At 56.3% G+C, this 16404-nt stretch carries 14 protein-coding genes and 1 tRNA gene; 8 read left to right on the top strand and 7 right to left on the bottom strand.

From position 1 onward, the window contains the following. Positions 1–2 precede the first annotated feature (2 nt). The 3 genes from secF to yajC are packed head-to-tail and all read right to left on the bottom strand — an operon-like array spanning position 3 to position 2947. Positions 3–986: a protein translocase subunit SecF gene (gene secF / locus ACN0WX_RS05700; RefSeq protein ID WP_417621342.1), complete on the bottom strand. Its 984-nt coding sequence runs from the start codon at positions 984–986 to the stop codon at positions 3–5. Next, positions 983–2587 carry a protein translocase subunit SecD gene (gene secD, locus ACN0WX_RS05695; RefSeq protein WP_417621341.1) on the bottom strand — a complete coding sequence of 535 codons (1605 nt, stop codon included), beginning with the start codon at positions 2585–2587 and terminating at the stop codon, positions 983–985. Before secD ends, secF begins: the two co-directional genes overlap by 4 nt. A 27-nt stretch (positions 2588–2614) precedes the next feature. Beyond that, positions 2615–2947 carry a preprotein translocase subunit YajC gene (gene yajC, locus ACN0WX_RS05690; protein ID WP_417621340.1) on the bottom strand — a complete coding sequence of 111 codons (333 nt, stop codon included), beginning with the start codon at positions 2945–2947 and terminating at the stop codon, positions 2615–2617. 201 nt (positions 2948–3148) lie between these two features. On the opposite strand from yajC, the gene ACN0WX_RS05685 reads away from it, so the two are divergent. Then, positions 3149–3225: transfer RNA gene (locus ACN0WX_RS05685), tRNA-Pro, on the top strand. Positions 3226–3377: 152 nt separating this feature from the next. Here the strand turns inward: ACN0WX_RS05685 and ACN0WX_RS05680 are convergent. Then, positions 3378–4478: a helix-turn-helix transcriptional regulator gene (locus ACN0WX_RS05680; RefSeq protein ID WP_417621339.1), complete on the bottom strand. Its 1101-nt coding sequence runs from the start codon at positions 4476–4478 to the stop codon at positions 3378–3380. Positions 4479–4562: 84 nt separating this feature from the next. On the opposite strand from ACN0WX_RS05680, the gene cysD reads away from it, so the two are divergent. From cysD to ACN0WX_RS05645, 7 genes are all read left to right on the top strand, one after another. Continuing rightward, the gene (cysD, locus tag ACN0WX_RS05675) at positions 4563–5468 is read left to right on the top strand and encodes a sulfate adenylyltransferase subunit CysD (RefSeq protein ID WP_417621338.1); all 906 of its coding nucleotides are present in this window, start codon (positions 4563–4565) and stop codon (positions 5466–5468) included. After that, positions 5468–7375 (top strand): sulfate adenylyltransferase subunit CysN, encoded by a 1908-nt coding sequence (gene cysN, locus ACN0WX_RS05670; RefSeq protein WP_417621337.1) that lies wholly within the window; start codon positions 5468–5470, stop codon positions 7373–7375. Before cysD ends, cysN begins: the two co-directional genes overlap by 1 nt. Positions 7376–7386: 11 nt before the next feature. Beyond that, positions 7387–8118, top strand: a complete 732-nt coding sequence (locus tag ACN0WX_RS05665) for a 3'(2'),5'-bisphosphate nucleotidase CysQ (RefSeq protein ID WP_417621336.1) — start codon at positions 7387–7389, stop codon at positions 8116–8118. Positions 8119–8274: 156 nt separating this feature from the next. Then, entirely contained in the window at positions 8275–9780 is a 1506-nt protein-coding gene (locus ACN0WX_RS05660) for an AMP-binding protein (RefSeq protein WP_417621335.1), read from the top strand. Between the two features lie 86 nt (positions 9781–9866). Beyond that, entirely contained in the window at positions 9867–10193 is a 327-nt protein-coding gene (locus tag ACN0WX_RS05655) for a Rieske (2Fe-2S) protein (protein WP_417621334.1), read from the top strand. 56 nt (positions 10194–10249) lie between these two features. Beyond that, positions 10250–11425: an acyl-CoA dehydrogenase family protein gene (locus tag ACN0WX_RS05650; RefSeq protein WP_417621333.1), complete on the top strand. Its 1176-nt coding sequence runs from the start codon at positions 10250–10252 to the stop codon at positions 11423–11425. After that, positions 11422–12435 (top strand): acyl-CoA dehydrogenase family protein, encoded by a 1014-nt coding sequence (locus tag ACN0WX_RS05645; RefSeq protein ID WP_417621332.1) that lies wholly within the window; start codon positions 11422–11424, stop codon positions 12433–12435. Before ACN0WX_RS05650 ends, ACN0WX_RS05645 begins: the two co-directional genes overlap by 4 nt. A gap of 132 nt (positions 12436–12567) precedes the next feature. Here ACN0WX_RS05645 and ACN0WX_RS05640 read toward each other — a convergent pair whose 3' ends face one another. The 3 genes from ACN0WX_RS05640 to ACN0WX_RS05630 all read right to left on the bottom strand — a co-directional run bounded on the left by ACN0WX_RS05640 (position 12568) and on the right by ACN0WX_RS05630 (position 16369). Further along, on the bottom strand, positions 12568–13557 hold the full coding sequence (locus tag ACN0WX_RS05640; RefSeq protein WP_417621331.1) for an alpha-ketoacid dehydrogenase subunit beta: 990 nt from the start codon (positions 13555–13557) through the stop codon (positions 12568–12570). Then, positions 13554–14549, bottom strand: coding sequence for a thiamine pyrophosphate-dependent dehydrogenase E1 component subunit alpha (locus ACN0WX_RS05635; RefSeq protein ID WP_417621330.1), 996 nt, complete (start codon positions 14547–14549; stop codon positions 13554–13556). Before ACN0WX_RS05635 ends, ACN0WX_RS05640 begins: the two co-directional genes overlap by 4 nt. Before the next feature lie 131 nt (positions 14550–14680). Beyond that, positions 14681–16369, bottom strand: a complete 1689-nt coding sequence (locus ACN0WX_RS05630) for an FAD-binding protein (protein ID WP_417621329.1) — start codon at positions 16367–16369, stop codon at positions 14681–14683. Positions 16370–16404: the final 35 nt, after the last annotated feature.

Raw genomic sequence — 16404 nt, 5'->3', positions numbered from 1 at the left:
GGTTAGCCAATCTGCTCCGGACCACCGGTTATTTCCGCTTTTTCATTGCCCGATTCTGCGGGCACAAAAGTGTCCGGGCCAACCTTGAGCCAGATCAATATCGGAGCGGCCATATAGACCGAGCTATAGGTACCGACAAACACGCCGAAGAACATCGCGACCGAGAAACCGAAAATCACATCCGGACCCCACAAGATCAGAGCACCAAGCGCGATCAACATGGTCAGGCTGGTCATCACAGTCCGCGCCAGAGTCTCGTTCACCGAGAGGTCAAGCAGAGCGATGATATCCATCTTGCGATATTTCTTCAGATTCTCTCGAATTCGGTCAAACACGACAATCGTGTCGTTGAGCGAATAGCCGATGATTGTCAGCAATGCCGCAACGATATTGAGGTTGAATTCCATCTGGGTCAGCGCGAACAATCCGAAGGTCAGCGCGACGTCGTGCACAAGCGCGAACAAGGCGCCGATACCAAATTGCCACTCAAATCGCACCCATATATAGATGGAAATGGCGATCATCGCGAACAGCAGGGAATAGGCGCCCGTCTCGAAAAGCTCTGCCGACACTTTGCCGGAAACCGATTCCACGCCGTCAATCCGCACATCGGGGTGATCGGCCCTGATCGTGGACACAATCTTTTCGGTCATTTCATTAGCCGCTTCGGGGCGCGATTCCGCTTCGGCTGGCAAGCGCATCCGGATCGAAACTTCATTGGCGTCGCCAAAACGCTGGATCGTCGCTTCCCCGTAACCGAGTCCCCCAATACTGTCTCGCAGCTCGCTAATCGGTGCCGTTTCTGTCTCCGTAAACGTTGCCTGGATCATCTGGCCACCGATAAAATCGACACCAAAGTTCAGGCCCTTGGCAGCGACCAGTCCGATCGACGCTATAATCGTCAAAATACTGAAGGCCATGGCAATATTGCGCCATTTCAGGAAACCGATATTGGTATCGTCCGGAACAAGCTTGAGTAGTCTCATATCACCAACTCCTGCGGCCGGGCTCTTCTTACCCAGAGCGCCACGAACATGCGGGTGACAACCACGGCGGTAAAGACGGATGAGGCGATACCGATCATCAGAACGACCGCGAAACCCTTGACTGGTCCGGACCCGAACATGAACAGCAATACGCCGGCAATAATATTGGTGATATTGGCATCCATGATCGCCCGGGATGCTTCCTTGTAACCGACTTCGATGGACTGAATGATCCGTCGCCCTCGCCTGCGTTCTTCCCTGATCCGTTCATTGATCAGCACATTGGCATCAACAGCTGACCCGACAGTGAGCACAAATCCCGCGATCCCCGGCAGCGTCAATGTGGCATTGAACAGTGCCATGACCCCGACAATGATGAACAGGTTCAGGGCCAGCGCGATATTGGCATACATGCCAAAGCGGCCATAGGTGACGACCATGAAGGTCAGCACGGCGACGGTAGCAATGATCGCGGCAATCATGCCCTTGTCGATCGAATCCTTGCCGAGATCGGGACCGACGGTGCGTTCCTCGACGATCTTCAGTTCCACCGGCAGCGCGCCGGACCGCAGGGCAATCGCCAGCTGGTTCGCGCTTTCAACCGTGAAATTACCGGAAATCTGGGCCGATCCGCCGAGAATGGGTTCGTTGATATTGGGCGCGGACAATACCTGGCCATCCAGAATGATGGCAAAGGGACGACCGACATTATTCTGCGTCAGCCGAGCAAATTTCGAGCCGCCCTCGCTATCAAAGGTAATGTTGACCACCGCTGCGTTGGTTTGCTGGTCAAAGCCCTGCCCGGCATCGGTCAGCTTGTCGCCGCTAATCCCGCCAAGGCGCTTGACCGCGATATTCGGCAATCCGGCCGGATTGTCGGGATAAGGAAAAATCTGGCTGCCAACCGGCGGTCTGCCAGCGGCAACGGCGTTGGGATCCGCCCCATAATCAACGAGCTTGAATTCCAGCTTTGCGGTCTGTCCGAGCAAGGCCTTCAATGCTTCGGGATCATCGAGACCAGGCACCTGCACGACAATCCGCGTATCACCCTGGCGGATGATCGTCGGCTCGCGAGTGCCCATTTCATCAATTCGGCGGCGGATCACGTCGGTTGCCGTTTCCATGGCATTTTCTACTGCATTTTCGAGACCGGCTGCTGTCGGAGTCAAAACAAAGCGCGTGTCGTCACGTACTTCGATATTCCAGTCCCGCTGACCGGTCAGGCCGGCACCACTGGTGAGCGGAAGGATCGCCTCGCGTGCTGCATCAACCTGGGTGCTGTCGCGCACCATGAAGCTCAACACTCCGTTTTTGCGGGAAATATCGCCAATGCCAATGCGCGGGCTTGCCCGGCGCATTTCCGCGCGCACCGATTCTTCCATCGTCTCGAGACGGGTAGTCGCGACATCGGCCGGATCTGCCTCGAGCAAGATGTGACTACCGCCCTGGAGATCGAGCCCCAGATTAATCGTTTCATTCGGCAAAAAACTTGGCCAATATTTTTGGCCGTTCGCGCCAATCAGGCTGGGCACTGACATCAGTACGCCAAAGGCCAGCAGCAGAGAAATGGAAATAACTTTCCAGCGCGGAAAATCGAGCATCAAAACTAACTTTCTATATCACCGCGTTCAGTCGTTCGCAGGTTTGGCACCGCCACGAGGCATCACGTCAGACAGGGTTGCCTTGACCGCCTTGACGCGCACGCCATTGGCAATTTCGACCTCGACATATTCATCGTCAACCTTGACCGCCTTGCCGACGAGCCCGCCACCGGTGACAACCTCATCATTTTTCTTGACCGCACCGATCTTGCCCTGATGTTCTTTCATCTTTTTTTGCTGAGGGCGGATGAGCAGGAAATAGAAAACCGCGAAGATCAGTACCAGCGGCATGATCGAAATCAGAAAACCACCGGCGCCGCCGGACCCTGCTGCTGCAGATAATATAGATATTGTTGTCATGAACCCGTCCCGATTATTACAAATTGTTAAATGTGGTGGCGCGGCCCGTGTTTCAAGCCCCTGAATAGCCAATCCAAATGATGCGCGCGCCTATCACGCACTCGACGAGCGCGCAATATAATCCGTATATCCGCAAGCCGGCAAGCATGTCGCAAACGACTTGCCAAGACCAACCGACCTCCATATATGCGCAGCCTCGGTCGGGACGTAGCGCAGCCTGGTAGCGCATCACACTGGGGGTGTGGGGGTCGGAGGTTCGAATCCTCTCGTCCCGACCAGTTTTCAGGCATTATTCAAAATGCGAAACCCCCAATTTCCTTGCAATGAAGTGTCGTGGAACAGAAAATTTTCTGTGCTCGCTCCCCTGTCCCTCCGGGATTGACGGGTGCTAGCGCGCAGAGAAGCTGAATAATGCCCGTCATGTGTTGCGCTATAAATGGCGCAACGGGTCTTCAAGTTCAGCCAGGCCGATCGCCAGGATTGACCTGACCAGATCTGCCTGTCCCCGCGTTCCCGTCTTGGCGAAGATTTTTTTTGAATAGTTCCGTACGGTTTCGATAGTCAGGCCCATCTGTTCGGCGGCCTCGGCCAGAGATTCCCCGCTTGCCAATGCCTTTGCCAGTCGCGCTTCGCTGGGAAGCAGCCCGAACAGGTCCACTAGCATGTCGGCACCGTCCGGCTTCATCTGGCTCTGCCCATGCAATGTGGCAATCGCGACCGGTGACCCGCGCAATGCAAAGTCCGATGATGAAAATGGCGAAATATGCAGGTGGACCAAGGGAAGGTCACTGATCCTGATGGCCGATGAACGCTCAGCGGTTGCAGATGCACAGCGATCAAGGATATCGGCCAATGCTGATTCGGCCGACCGGTCTGCAAAGGCCATCCTCTCGCCTTGTTGCCCAGCGAGAATACGAAGACCGGGCAATCTGTCCTGGCGATCGAACGCTGCTTCGACAATGAACCCCGCGCGATCCAGCAGGAACCAACCCAGCCCTGTCTTTCGTGCCACACCGGCTGACACAGACGCCCGAAATCGTTCGCGCCCAACCATTGCAGCAGCCTGCGTACTGGCCTTGAGATAAGGAAACAGCCTTCGTAAAATGGCGCCATCCGCAGCGCCGAACTCTACCGAACCAAAGATTCCAACCGTGATCGCCAGCGCATCGGAAACAACAACGCGCATCGCCCGCAGGGCGCGCGCATCAAGCCTGTCGAGCGCCAAAGCTATTTCATCACCGGAATCCAAATCTTTCAACTCGCTGGCTGAATAGATACGTTCCGGGCGCAGTCGGTCAGATAGTATTGTGCCCAGGGCATCGGAAGAATTTGGTACCGGCTGCCCATTTGGCATCGCATTGACGATATGTACCGAACCGGAAGAACCCCGGGTTTCAACAATTAATGCAGCAAAACTGGCGCTTGTCATAGCTGCGAGCTCCGCCAGAAACCCGGTCCAACCGGATTCTTCCACCACCGCCCTCTGCAAGGAGAGCAGCAATTCGGTTTCGGAATTCCCGGGAAAAGCCATGCCAATGTCGTACATCCTCCCATCTGGGAGGTCCATAAGAAATTTTCTCTAGTCAATATGTTCCCAACATTTGAGGAGCGGACATTGACGGCACGGACATTGACTCATCTCGAGCGGCTCGAGGCAGAAGCCATCCATATCATGCGCGAGGTTGTGGCGGAGGCAGAAAAGCCCGTCATGCTCTACTCGGTAGGCAAGGATAGCGCGGCGATGCTGCATGTAGCCAAAAAGGCCTTTTACCCTTCCCCGCCGCCCTTTCCCCTGCTGCATGTCGATACGACTTGGAAATTCCAGGACATGTACAAGCTGCGCGAGAAGGCAGCTGCGGATGCTGGCATGGAATTGCTGGTTTACCAGAATCCCGAGGCCGTCGAACGCGGGATCAACCCTTTCGACCACGGCGGGCTGCATACCGATATGTGGAAAACCGAAGGGCTGAAACAGGCGCTCGACAAATATGGCTTTGATGCAGCCTTCGGCGGTGCACGGCGCGACGAAGAAAAGAGCCGGGCCAAGGAACGGATATTCTCTTTCCGGTCGGCCAATCATCGCTGGGACCCAAAGAACCAGCGGCCGGAATTGTGGAAGGTTTACAACACCCGCAAGTCCAAAGGCGAGAGTATCCGCGTATTCCCGATGTCGAACTGGACCGAGCTCGATATCTGGCAATATATCCACCTCGAGAATATCGAGATTGTCCCGCTCTATTATTCCGCAAAACGGCCGACGGTCGAACGCGACGGCATGTTGATCATGGTGGATGACGAACGCTTCCCGCTCAAGGAAGGCGAGACACCGGTCGAACGATCAATCCGTTTCCGCACGCTCGGCTGCTATCCGTTGACCGGTGCGGTGGAAAGCGAGGCCTCAACCCTGCCGGAAATTATTCAGGAAATGCTGCTCACCACGACATCGGAACGACAAGGGCGCGCCATCGACCACGATAGTGCCGCTTCGATGGAGAAGAAAAAGCAGGAAGGATATTTCTGATGACAGATAGCATATACAAGACCGACGCCCTGATTGCGGACGATATCGACAGCTATCTGGAAACGCACCAGCATAAATCACTCCTCCGCTTCATCACTTGCGGTTCGGTCGACGACGGTAAATCGACGTTGATCGGGCGGTTGCTTTACGACAGCAAAATGATTTTCGAGGATCAGCTCGAAGCGCTGCAGGCCGATTCAAAAACCGCCGGCACCCAGGGACAGGAGATTGACTTCGCGCTGCTGGTCGATGGCCTTGCCGCCGAACGCGAACAGGGCATCACCATCGATGTTGCCTATCGTTTCTTCTCGACCGAAAAGCGCAAGTTCATCGTCGCCGACTGTCCGGGCCATGAGCAATATACCCGCAACATGGTCACCGGCGCTTCAACCGCCGACCTGGCCGTGATCCTGGTCGATGCGCGCAAGGGCGTACTCGTCCAGACCCGTCGGCACAGCTATTTGTGCAATCTCGTCGGCATCAAGAATATCGTCCTTGCCGTCAACAAGATGGACCTGATTGACTATGATCAGGCAAAATATGACGCGATTGTTGACGACTATGCCGCCTTCGCCAAGGAAATTGGCATTGACAGTTTCACGGCCATGCCGATTTCGGGTTTCAAGGGTGACAATATCACCGAAAATTCCGCGAACACTCCCTGGTACAAGGGCGATCCTCTGATGGCCCATATTGAAACGGTCGATCTTGATGTCACCGCCGATCAGGCAAAATCGCTGCGCATGCCGGTCCAGTGGGTCAACCGGCCCAATCTCGATTTCCGGGGGTTTTCCGGACAGATTGCGACCGGTGCCGTCAAGCCAGGTGATGAAATTCGCGTACTGCCCTCAGGCAAGACGTCAACCATCAGCAAGATTGTCACACTTGATGGCGATCTCGAGGAAGCGGTGGCAGGACAATCGGTCACGCTGTGTTTCGAAGATGAAATAGATTGTTCACGCGGTGACGTCATTGCGACCGCCAACAATCCGCCCGAAACATCGGACCAGTTCGAGGCCACCATTGTCTGGATGGATGACGATGCCATGATCCCGGGGCGGGCTTACTGGCTCAAACTCGGGACGCAAACGGTATCCGCGACCGTGCAGGCTCCGAAATATACTGTCAATGTCAACACGATGCAGCACATGGCTGCCAAAACGCTTGATCTCAACGCCATTGGTGTCGCCGAACTGGCAACGGACAAACCGATCGTGTTCGAGGCTTATAGCGACAACCGCACACTCGGCGGTTTCATTCTGATCGACAAGATTACCAATTCCACGGTTGGAGCGGGGATGCTGCATTTCAGCCTTCGCCGGGCGCAGAACGTGCATTGGCAGGCGACCGATATTGGCCGCGAAGAACATGCGAATCTGAAGAATCAGAAACCGAAAGTATTGTGGTTCACCGGCCTTTCCGGTTCGGGCAAATCAACTATCGCCAATGAGGTGGAAAAGCTGCTCAACATGATGAACCGCCACACCTTCCTGCTGGATGGTGACAATGTACGGCACGGCCTCAACAAGGATCTGGGCTTTACCGAGGCGGACAGGATCGAGAATATCCGCCGTGTCGGGGAAGTGGCAAAACTGATGACCGATGCCGGACTGATCGTACTGACCGCGTTCATTTCCCCTTTCCGGGCAGAACGGGACATGGTCCGTGCAATGCTGCCCGAGGGCGAGTTCGTCGAGATTTTCGTCGACACGCCGCTGGAGGTTGCCGAACAGCGGGACGTCAAAGGACTCTACAAGAAGGCACGCGCCGGCGAGCTGAAAAACTTCACCGGTATCGACAGCCCCTATGAGCCGCCCGAAAAACCCGAAATCCGGGTCAATACCGTCGAGATGTCCCCGGCTGAAGCCGCCGAATTTATCATCCGCCAGATTTCGCCGCTCAAATGAAGGATCATATCATGCAGGACGATGCAGCCCTCGCCGCCCATCTTGCCGCTTCCGCCGGAAAATTGCTGCTGCAGGTGCGCGAAAGCGGGCTTCTGGAGGCAAAAGCACTCGGCAAGGCAGGCGATCAGACCGCGAACCAGTTCCTGATCCACGCTATTGCCGAACAGCGGCCCGATGACGGCCTTCTTTCCGAAGAAAGCAAGGATACCGAGGAGCGCCTGTCAAAATCGCGTGTGTGGATCATTGATCCGGTCGACGGTACCCGCGAATATGGCGAAGGCCGGACCGATTGGGCTGTCCATGTCGCGCTCGCCATAGACAGCGCTCCTGCGATTGGAGCCGTCGCCCTGCCCGGTCTCGATCTCGTGCTGCGTTCGGACCAGCCGCACCCGATAGCGCCACCGCCCGAAAAATTGCGCATGGTGGTCAGCCGGACGCGCCCTGCCTCCGAGGCAGTTTCTGTGGCGGAAACCCTGGGTGCTGAACTTGTCGCAATGGGCAGTGCCGGTGCGAAAGCCATGGCGGTGGTGCGCGGAGAAGCCGATATCTATCTCCACACCGGCGGCCAATATGAATGGGACAGCTGCGCACCGATCGCCGTCGCCGCTGCGCATGGCCTGCATGTCAGCCGCGTCGATGGCTCGCCACTGATATATAACCAGCGTGATGTTTACATGCCGGACTTGTTGATTTGCCGGAAGGAACATGCCGATCCTGTGTTTGCGGCACTCGCACAAATTTAGCGCCCCCGCCGGCAACCAGACCGCAATCACCCGGATCCTGCTGGCCGGTAATATAGGTCGGGATTACCTGCCAGACAGCGACGCGGCGGCGATATGTAATGACGCGCCACCGGTGCGCGCAAATTTGCTTGCATGATGGAACATGGCCGCGTCTGAATGGGGATCACGATGAACCTGTTCGACTATTTGATCCAGAACGCTCGCCGTTTTCCCGATAAATTGGCCATTGCCCACGGCACGGGCCCTTTCGCCAACTGGCGCGAATTGCGCCAGCGCGCAGAGAAACTGGCGGCTGGCCTGGGACTTCCTCCAGGCGCTCGCGTGGCAATCCTGAGCAAGAATTGTCCAGAATATATTGAGATATTATTTGGCTGCTGGGCAGCGGGCCTGGTCGTGGTCCCGCTAAACGCGAAACTGCACAGGCGCGAAGTGAGTGAGCTGCTCGAAAGTTGCGGGGCAGCGAGGATATTTGTGTCCGACGACATCGAGACTTGTCCCGATTGGCATGCCACGATCATTGGCAGCGAGGACTATCAATCCCTGTTATCCAGCGCGCCGATCGCAGCGGTCGATCGCCGGCCCGATGACCCCGCCTGGATATTTTTCACCAGCGGAACCACCGGCCGTGCCAAAGGTGCGACCCTGACCAATCGCAATCTGATGGCAATGGTCGCCGCGCATCTGGCCGATTTCGAAGCTCTCGACGCAACGCATGCGATCCTCCATGCCGCGCCCATGTCGCATGGCTCCGGACTGTATATTCTGCCTTATGTCGCCCGGGCAGCAGCACAGATCATCCCGCAAACGGATTCGTTCAATCCAGACAATATTCTGGACCTTTGCACCTATTATCAGGGGGTCGGGATGTTTCTTGCTCCAACCATGCTGCAACGATTGCGGCGTGCGGCGGAACGCTCCGGCATTGTTCCAAGCGGGTTGAGAAATATCATCTATGGCGGCGGCCCGATGCATCTGGAAGAACTCAAGCGATGCAAAAGAATATTCGGGAACAGACTTTGTCAACTTTACGGGCAAGGCGAAGCCCCCATGACGATTGCCGGACTAAACCGTGACGATCACTGGTCGGACAATGACAGCATCCTGCGTTCGGTGGGCTGGCCCCGGCTTGGTGTGGACATTGCCATATGGGGTGATGATGACACACCCCTGCCCGACGGCGTTACCGGAGAAATCGTCTGCCGCGGCGACGTCGTGATGGCGGGTTACTGGGAAAATGAAAAGGCCACCAACGATACCATCAGGAACGGCTGGCTGAAAACCGGCGATATTGGCACCCTGTCCGCGGAAGGCTATCTGACCTTGCAGGACAGGTCAAAAGACGTGATAATTTCCGGCGGCTCAAATATCTATCCTCGCGAAGTCGAGGAAGTGCTTCTCCAGGCCGAGAATGTAGCAGAGGTCTGTGTATTGGGGATCGCCGATGAGGAATGGGGGGAAAATGTCGCGGCAATTGTCGTGGCGACCAAAGGGATCACGCTGGACGAAGCGGCGCTTGATGCCCTGTGTCTCCGATCGCTCGCGCGGTTCAAGCGGCCAAAAACTTACTATTTCTGGGATGAATTGCCGAAAAATGCTTATGGAAAAATATCGAAGCAAACCGTCCGGGAACAGCTCTTCCCGGCTGCCGGCAATCAAAGCTGACAACTTGTTGCGCGTGCCATACTGAAAGAAAGAAAGATGAATATGTTCAGCTTTTCGGAAGAATATCTGGGGAAGGGCTTGCTGCGATGAACAACCAGGACCGGATCGAAGTCGGCAAGCTGGCGGAGCTGGCAGACGGCGAATCCAAAGGTTTTTGTGTGCGTCGCCAGCCCATTTTGGTGTGCAACAGTGGCGGCAAAATCTACGCTGTTGCGAATGAGTGCTCGCACGCGTTCCAGACGCTTGAGACTGGACGCATTCGCGCCGGCTGGATAGCCTGTCCTGCTCATGGCACTCGTTTTGATCTCGCAACGGGCGAACCACTTAATCCGCCAGCTGTCGAAAAGATTGAGACCTTCCCGGTTGAAATCGAGGATGGAAGAATATTAGTCGATGTTTCCGGTATCGCCTGATCGATATTGTCGCCGCACCCTTGCGGTGGACCGCCAGAATGGTGCCTAGCTTGGGTATGACCGATAAACTGGAAAATCTGCGCAGCGAAATTCGGGCCTGGTTAACTGACCATGCACCCGGAGACTGGCGCACGAGAGCGGACACGCACGAGAAATTTGCCGCAGAGCAACGCGAATGGTTCGGCAAGCTGGTCGGCGCAGGCTATGCGATTCCGCACTGGCCAGAGCAATGGCCGGGCGGCGGACGCAGCCTCGCCGAGCAGAAGGTCATTTATGAGGAACTCGCCCGCGCCGATGCGCCGCGCCTGCTCCTGTCCTTTGTATCCACCTATCACGCATTTGCCACCCTGCACGAGTGCGGCAGCGCGGAGCAGCAGGCACGCTATCTGCCCGAAATCCTGAAAGGTGAGACATGGTGCCAGGGGTTTTCCGAACCCAATGCCGGGTCGGACCTGGCTGCCATCAAGACCAAGGCCGTGCGCAAAGGTGATGTCTATATCGTCGATGGCCAGAAAGTCTGGTCAACCATGGCACAATATGCCGATAAATGCCTGCTGCTGACACGCACGTCGTCGGAAGGGCCAAAGCAGGCGGGTATGACCTATTTGCTGATGGACATGAAAGCGCCGGGCGTCACTGTTCGCCCGATCCACCAGATTCAGGGCGATGAGGAATTTGCAGAAATTTTCCTCGATGGCGTGGAAATACCGGTCAGCCAACGCGTCGGGGATGAAGGCGACGGATGGGCGGTGGCGCAAGCAACGCTGGCATCGGAGCGCGGATTGACGCTGATGGAATTATCCTATCGGCTACGCGGCAACATGTATCGTCTGGCCGAGACAGTGCAGAAATGTGGCCGGGTGGACGATGCCGGCATATTGCGGGATCTGGGCAGGCTGGTGACGCAAATCGATGCGGTTTGTGCGCTTTCAGACCAATTTCTGCAAAAGCGGATCGACGGAACCGAAGTCATTGGCGACGCATCCATCGTTAAAAATGCCTATTCGCACTGCCTTCGTGCCTGGGCTGACCTGGGTGTTCGGGTTGGCGGGATCACGGCCCAATATCGCGAACCGATCACATTCGGCGATCTCAATAGCGGCAACTGGATGGCCGACTTCATGAACAGCTATGCCTGGACAATAGCGGGCGGTAGCGAAGAGGTTCAACGCAATATTATCGCTGAACGCATGCTTGGCATGCCACGCGAACCGAAAGGCTGGGCGCTTTGACAATCGAACTTTCCGAATTGCGTGATGCGGCGCAAAAAGCCTTTCCGGCGGACAGGCTGATCCCCCGGCGTGATGAAAGCTGGCAGCTGATTGCGGAAATGGGCTGGTTGATGCTCGATCTGCCCGAGGAACTTGGCGGCCTTGGTCTCAAGCGCGATGCCGTCGCCACCATTCATCATGAAATGGGCCGGGTGCTCCCGGCAGCGCCACTTATCCCGGCCTTGCTTGGGCTTCAGGCAATTGCCGGGTCTGAAACGCTGGTCGACAAAACCGACTGGGTGGAGCGGGTTTGCAGCGGGGAATATATCCCGCTGCCCATGCTATCTGCAGCGGTCGAGAAACGCGATGACGGTAAATATGACGGACGGATTGCGGGTGTTTTTGAAGCGGATATGGCAAGCCATATATTGGCGGGACTGGGTGACGTTTATGCATTGATTCCGCTGGATGCACCGGGGGTGATTGCGCGCGAGCAACCGCTTTGGGACGAAAGTCGGCGCCTTTTCGATATCGAACTCACTGGATACGCAGTCGACCCGTCGCTTGTCATTGCTGCGGAACCAGCGGTTCAGGCGCTGCACGACAATCTGTCGATCAGTGCACAATTGGCGTTGTCCGCGGACAGTCTGGGAGCGGCTGGCGCGCTGCTCGAACTGACTGTCGAATATCTGAAAACACGCCAGCAATTCGATCGGCCTCTGGCTATGTTTCAGGCCCTCAAGCATCGTGTAGCCGACCTTAAGGTAAAGCTCGTCGCGGCTGAAGCGTTATTCTGGAGTCGCACTGCCTGCGATACCACACCGCTTGAGACGGGAGCGATAAAGGCGCATGCGACTGGTGTTTTCCGCGAAATAGCCGAGGAATCCATTCAGCTGCATGGCGGCATCGGCTTGACCGAGGAACATCCCTGCCATCGTTTCTTCAAGCGCGCCTTCCTCAATTGTCAATTGTGCGGCGATGCCGATTATTGGGAAGAAAAGACTGGTCGGCTGGTGCTAGACGCCAGCTAAATACTTCAGGCAAAAACCGGCCGCGAGAAGCCTAGTGGGCCTGCGGACCCGTCAGCGCGACAATATCGTTTTAATCGATGAACCGGTTATCGCTCTGCCCTGCCGAAATGACAAAGGCAGAGGCGATACCAATCAGACCATCATTTCCTTGACCGCTGCGACAATGTCCTCTGGCTGGACAATGAATGCGGTTTCAAGATTCTTGGCAAATGGCACGGCACAGGTCGGACCGCCAAGCCGTTTCACAGGTGCCTTCAGCTTGCCAAATAATTCCTCGCTCACTGTCGCGGCGATTTCGCCGCCCGGGCCAAAATTACGCGAGGCTTCATGTGCAACCAGCAACCGTCCGGTCTTCTCCACCGAAGCCAATACCGTTTCTTTGTCCCACGGCGAAATCGTCCTGAGATCGATAATCTCTGCTGAGATGCCAGCTTCGGCAATTGCCTCCGCTGCGGCCATCGTTCGGATAGTTTGGGCGGACCAGGTGACAATGGTTACGTCACTGCCTTCCTGGACAATATTGGCTTTCCCCAGTGGAATCGGCCCCTGGTCGTCGGGCACGTCGTTAGGGATGAAAAATGTTCCGCCCGCCTCGACGAAGATACAAGGGTCGGGATCCTGAATACAGGCCATCATCAGACCTTTATAATCAGCCGGGAATGCCGGACAGACGACCTTGATACCGGCGACATGGGCAAACCAGCCTTCGAGAAAATCCGAATGCTGCCCTGCGGTCTGCCAACCGGCACCTGTCAGCGTGCGAATGACAATCGGAACGCTTGTTTGTCCGCCGGACATGAAGCGTAGCTTCGCCGCGTGGTTGACGATCATGTCCATCGCCACTGTCGTGAAATTCATCATCATGATTTCCGCGACAACCTTGTAGCCGGCCATGGCGGCACCAATGGCAGCCCCCATGATGGCCTGCTCGGCTATCGGGGTGCTCTTGACCCGGTCCTCTCCAAATTTCGTGGAAAGTCCCGCAGTGATCCCGGTGATCCCGCCCCCCTGTTTATCCCCGACATCTTCGCCCAGAACGAGCACCTTGTCGTCAGCCTCCATCGATTCGTGAAGCGCTGCGTTGATCGCCTGAACAGCGTGCATTTTTACCATCTCGCTCATGCGGGCATCTCCTCGGCGAATACATCGCGGCGCAATTCATCCAGTGAGGGAACTTCACTTTCAAGACCAAAGTCGCGCGCTTCTTCGACCTCTTTTTCAATTTTTTCCTGCATATTCGCCAGATCTTCCTCGCTGGCATGACCTTCTGAAACCAGACGCGCCCGCAGAGCTGGAAGCGGGTCCGCAGCCATGGCTGCCTCTTTTTCTTCCTTGGTCATATATTTGTCGTCATCGCCGACCACGTGGCCCCGGAAACGGAATGTCATGCATTCGAGCAATGTCGGCCCCTCGCCTGCACGCGCACGTTCGATCGCGACAGAGGCATGAGCAAACATATCGTCTGGATCGTTTCCATCGACAGTAAAGCCTGGCATATTGTAGCCGACTGCCCGTTTCGAAATCTGATCGACTGCCGTGCCATCCTCATAGCGGGTATGTTCGGCAAACCGGTTGTTTGCGCATACGAAGATTACCGGCAATTTCCAGAGCGACGCCATGTTGAGCGATTCATGAAAGGCCCCGATATTGGACGCGCCATCGCCGAAATAGGCGATCACGACGCGCTTGCTGCCATCGAGTTTGGCTGCCCAGCCCAGTCCGTTTGCAATCGGCATGGACGAACCGACGATACCCGTGGTCACCATGATCCCGGTTTCGGGGTGGGTCATGTGCATCGCCCCGCCCTTGCCCTTGCAGGTTCCATCGACCCTGCCTGCAATTTCCGCCCATAATGGTTTCAGCGGCATTCCCTTCGCGACCATGTCCTGAATACCGCGATAGATCGTACAAATCTGATCCTCGTCATTCAGGAAGTGTGATATGGTGGACGGGATGACTTCCTGTCCACGCGCCGAATAATAAGGCATGGTAAGGCGTCCGCGGCGCATCGAAGCGAGAACGGCGTCCTCGTTGCGTTCGATGCGCAGCATCCGGCGGTAAATTTCTACCAGATCCTTGCCGCCGGGTTTGGGTGCATTGCTGAGTTCGGTCATTTTTTCCCTCGAACTTCGTTGAAATCCTTCTGACAATCACGTCCTCTTGACCCAAGGTCAATCACCCAGCTTAGAATATTGCAGGGTATCGCTCCCGCGTTGGTTTCACTCGGCTGCCATCCAGCACAGGGTCAGAGCTGGTTGTCGAGGCCAGCCGCATGTTTGGCGGCTATATAGCCGAAGGTCATGGCCGGCCCGATACTCGACCCCGCACCGGCATAAATATTGCCCATGACCGATGCAGTGCTCACACCGGTGGCGTAGAGGCCAGCGATCGGTGATCCGTCGGACTTCACTACACGTCCCCTTTGGTCTGTGACGACGCCGCCATAGGTGCTCACATCCCCCGGTATGACCGGCACCGCGTAAAACGGCCCCTGCTCGATGCTGCCCATCGCACTTTGCTCCGAAAAAGGATCGCCGACAAATCCGCAATTGTCATATTGCCGGGCACCGCGCTGGAAATCCTCGTCTTCACCCCGCGCGACAAATTCATTCCAGCGCCTTACGGTTTGGGCCAGTGTTTCGGGATTGCTACCAATCGTCTGCGCCAGCGCCTCGATCGTGTCGGCCTGGTGCAAATAGCCACTTTCCAGCCAGCCTTCGGGAATCTTCTTGTCGATATATTTGTCCGCGACCTTGTATTTATTGACATATTGCCGATCAAAAATCGCCCAGCTCGGGATTGCGGGGCTCTCCTCGTTACGTTTGCGCATATTCTCGCAATATAGTTCGTAGGAACCGCCTTCGTTCATATAGCGTTCGCCTGACTGGTCGACGAGAATCGCATGCGGCTTGCCGGTGAGGCTTTGTGCGCCCGGCGCGACATAGGCTTCATCCCATCCGGGCGCGAGCGTTGACTGGTAGCCAACCAGTTGATCCATTTGGGCAAGCACACCGCCGACACGCTCCATCTCGGCAATCATCTCGCCGGTATCGCCTTCGGGTGTTTGCGACCATTCGGCGCGTGTGCCCGGCGCATATTTGTCGCGCATGTCCTGATTTTGCGCAAAGCCTCCGGCGTTGACGAGGACACCAAATCGCGCCCCTATCCGCCGAACCTTACCGTCATTATCGACAGCGACGCCAATAACCTTGTCACCTTCCATCAACAATTGCGCAACCGGACTGTTCAATCTGACTTCCGCCCCGGCATCGAGCGCGGCTTTCAGCATCCGGCCCTGCAGCGCAGCACCTGCGGTGGTAAACTTGCGGCCCAGCAACTTGTCGCGGACGGTCCGCAAGATGATCTTGAGCAATATCTTTTTTGCGCCGGGGTTTGTGCGCATATGACCGGATTCCATCGCGTCGCCGAGCAGAACGTTGAATTCGGCAAAACCCGGCCGCAACTTGTCAGCCATCGGGCCGAGTTCCTTCAGATTAAATGGTTCGGCGACCACGGTGCGCGAGGTTTTGCAACCGCCCGGCAGTTCATCATAATAGTCCGGCCAAAAAGTGGGGCCACGCCGCAGCTTCACCCCTTGCTCGCACAAAAAATCTACCGCCTTTGGTGCTTCGGTCAGATAGGCGCGGCGCTTTTCGCTGGAAGTACCCGGAGCATTACCGCCGTCCAGTTCCTGCAGGCTATCGAGATAGGTCATTGCGGCTTCAATATCGTCTTCCTCGCCATCCTCGCGCATGAAACGATTGGCCGGAATCCACATCACGCCACCCGACTTGGCAGTCGTGCCGCCCGCAAATTCGGTCTTTTCGAGAATGAGTACCGATTTTCCGGCCTGCCGCATCACCAGCGCCGAACTGAAGGATCCAGCCCCGCTCCCCACAACGACCCAGTCGTAAGTCTCATCAAAACCTGCCATATTCCGCTCCCTCAGCTTCACCAAGCATAGTCAGT

The sequence above is a fragment of the Parasphingorhabdus sp. genome (assembly GCF_048269915.1).
Taxonomy (GTDB): Bacteria; Pseudomonadota; Alphaproteobacteria; order Sphingomonadales; family Sphingomonadaceae; genus Parasphingorhabdus.
Note: the sequence above shows the minus strand (reverse complement) of the source record. Positions and strands in the feature narration are given on the sequence as shown.

Coding starts and splice junctions, on each gene's coding strand:
- ACN0WX_RS05665 (WP_417621336.1), top strand. CDS start 7,387: ATGCAGGACGATGCAGCCCTCGCCGCCCATCTTGCCGCTTCCGCCGGA.
- ACN0WX_RS05635 (WP_417621330.1), bottom strand. CDS start 14,549: ATGACCGAACTCAGCAATGCACCCAAACCCGGCGGCAAGGATCTGGTA.
- ACN0WX_RS05655 (WP_417621334.1), top strand. CDS start 9,867: ATGAACAACCAGGACCGGATCGAAGTCGGCAAGCTGGCGGAGCTGGCA.
- ACN0WX_RS05650 (WP_417621333.1), top strand. CDS start 10,250: ATGACCGATAAACTGGAAAATCTGCGCAGCGAAATTCGGGCCTGGTTA.
- ACN0WX_RS05680 (WP_417621339.1), bottom strand. CDS start 4,478: ATGGCTTTTCCCGGGAATTCCGAAACCGAATTGCTGCTCTCCTTGCAG.
- ACN0WX_RS05640 (WP_417621331.1), bottom strand. CDS start 13,557: ATGAGCGAGATGGTAAAAATGCACGCTGTTCAGGCGATCAACGCAGCG.
- secF (WP_417621342.1), bottom strand. CDS start 986: ATGAGACTACTCAAGCTTGTTCCGGACGATACCAATATCGGTTTCCTG.
- yajC (WP_417621340.1), bottom strand. CDS start 2,947: ATGACAACAATATCTATATTATCTGCAGCAGCAGGGTCCGGCGGCGCC.
- secD (WP_417621341.1), bottom strand. CDS start 2,587: ATGCTCGATTTTCCGCGCTGGAAAGTTATTTCCATTTCTCTGCTGCTG.
- cysN (WP_417621337.1), top strand. CDS start 5,468: ATGACAGATAGCATATACAAGACCGACGCCCTGATTGCGGACGATATC.
- ACN0WX_RS05660 (WP_417621335.1), top strand. CDS start 8,275: ATGGGGATCACGATGAACCTGTTCGACTATTTGATCCAGAACGCTCGC.
- ACN0WX_RS05630 (WP_417621329.1), bottom strand. CDS start 16,369: ATGGCAGGTTTTGATGAGACTTACGACTGGGTCGTTGTGGGGAGCGGG.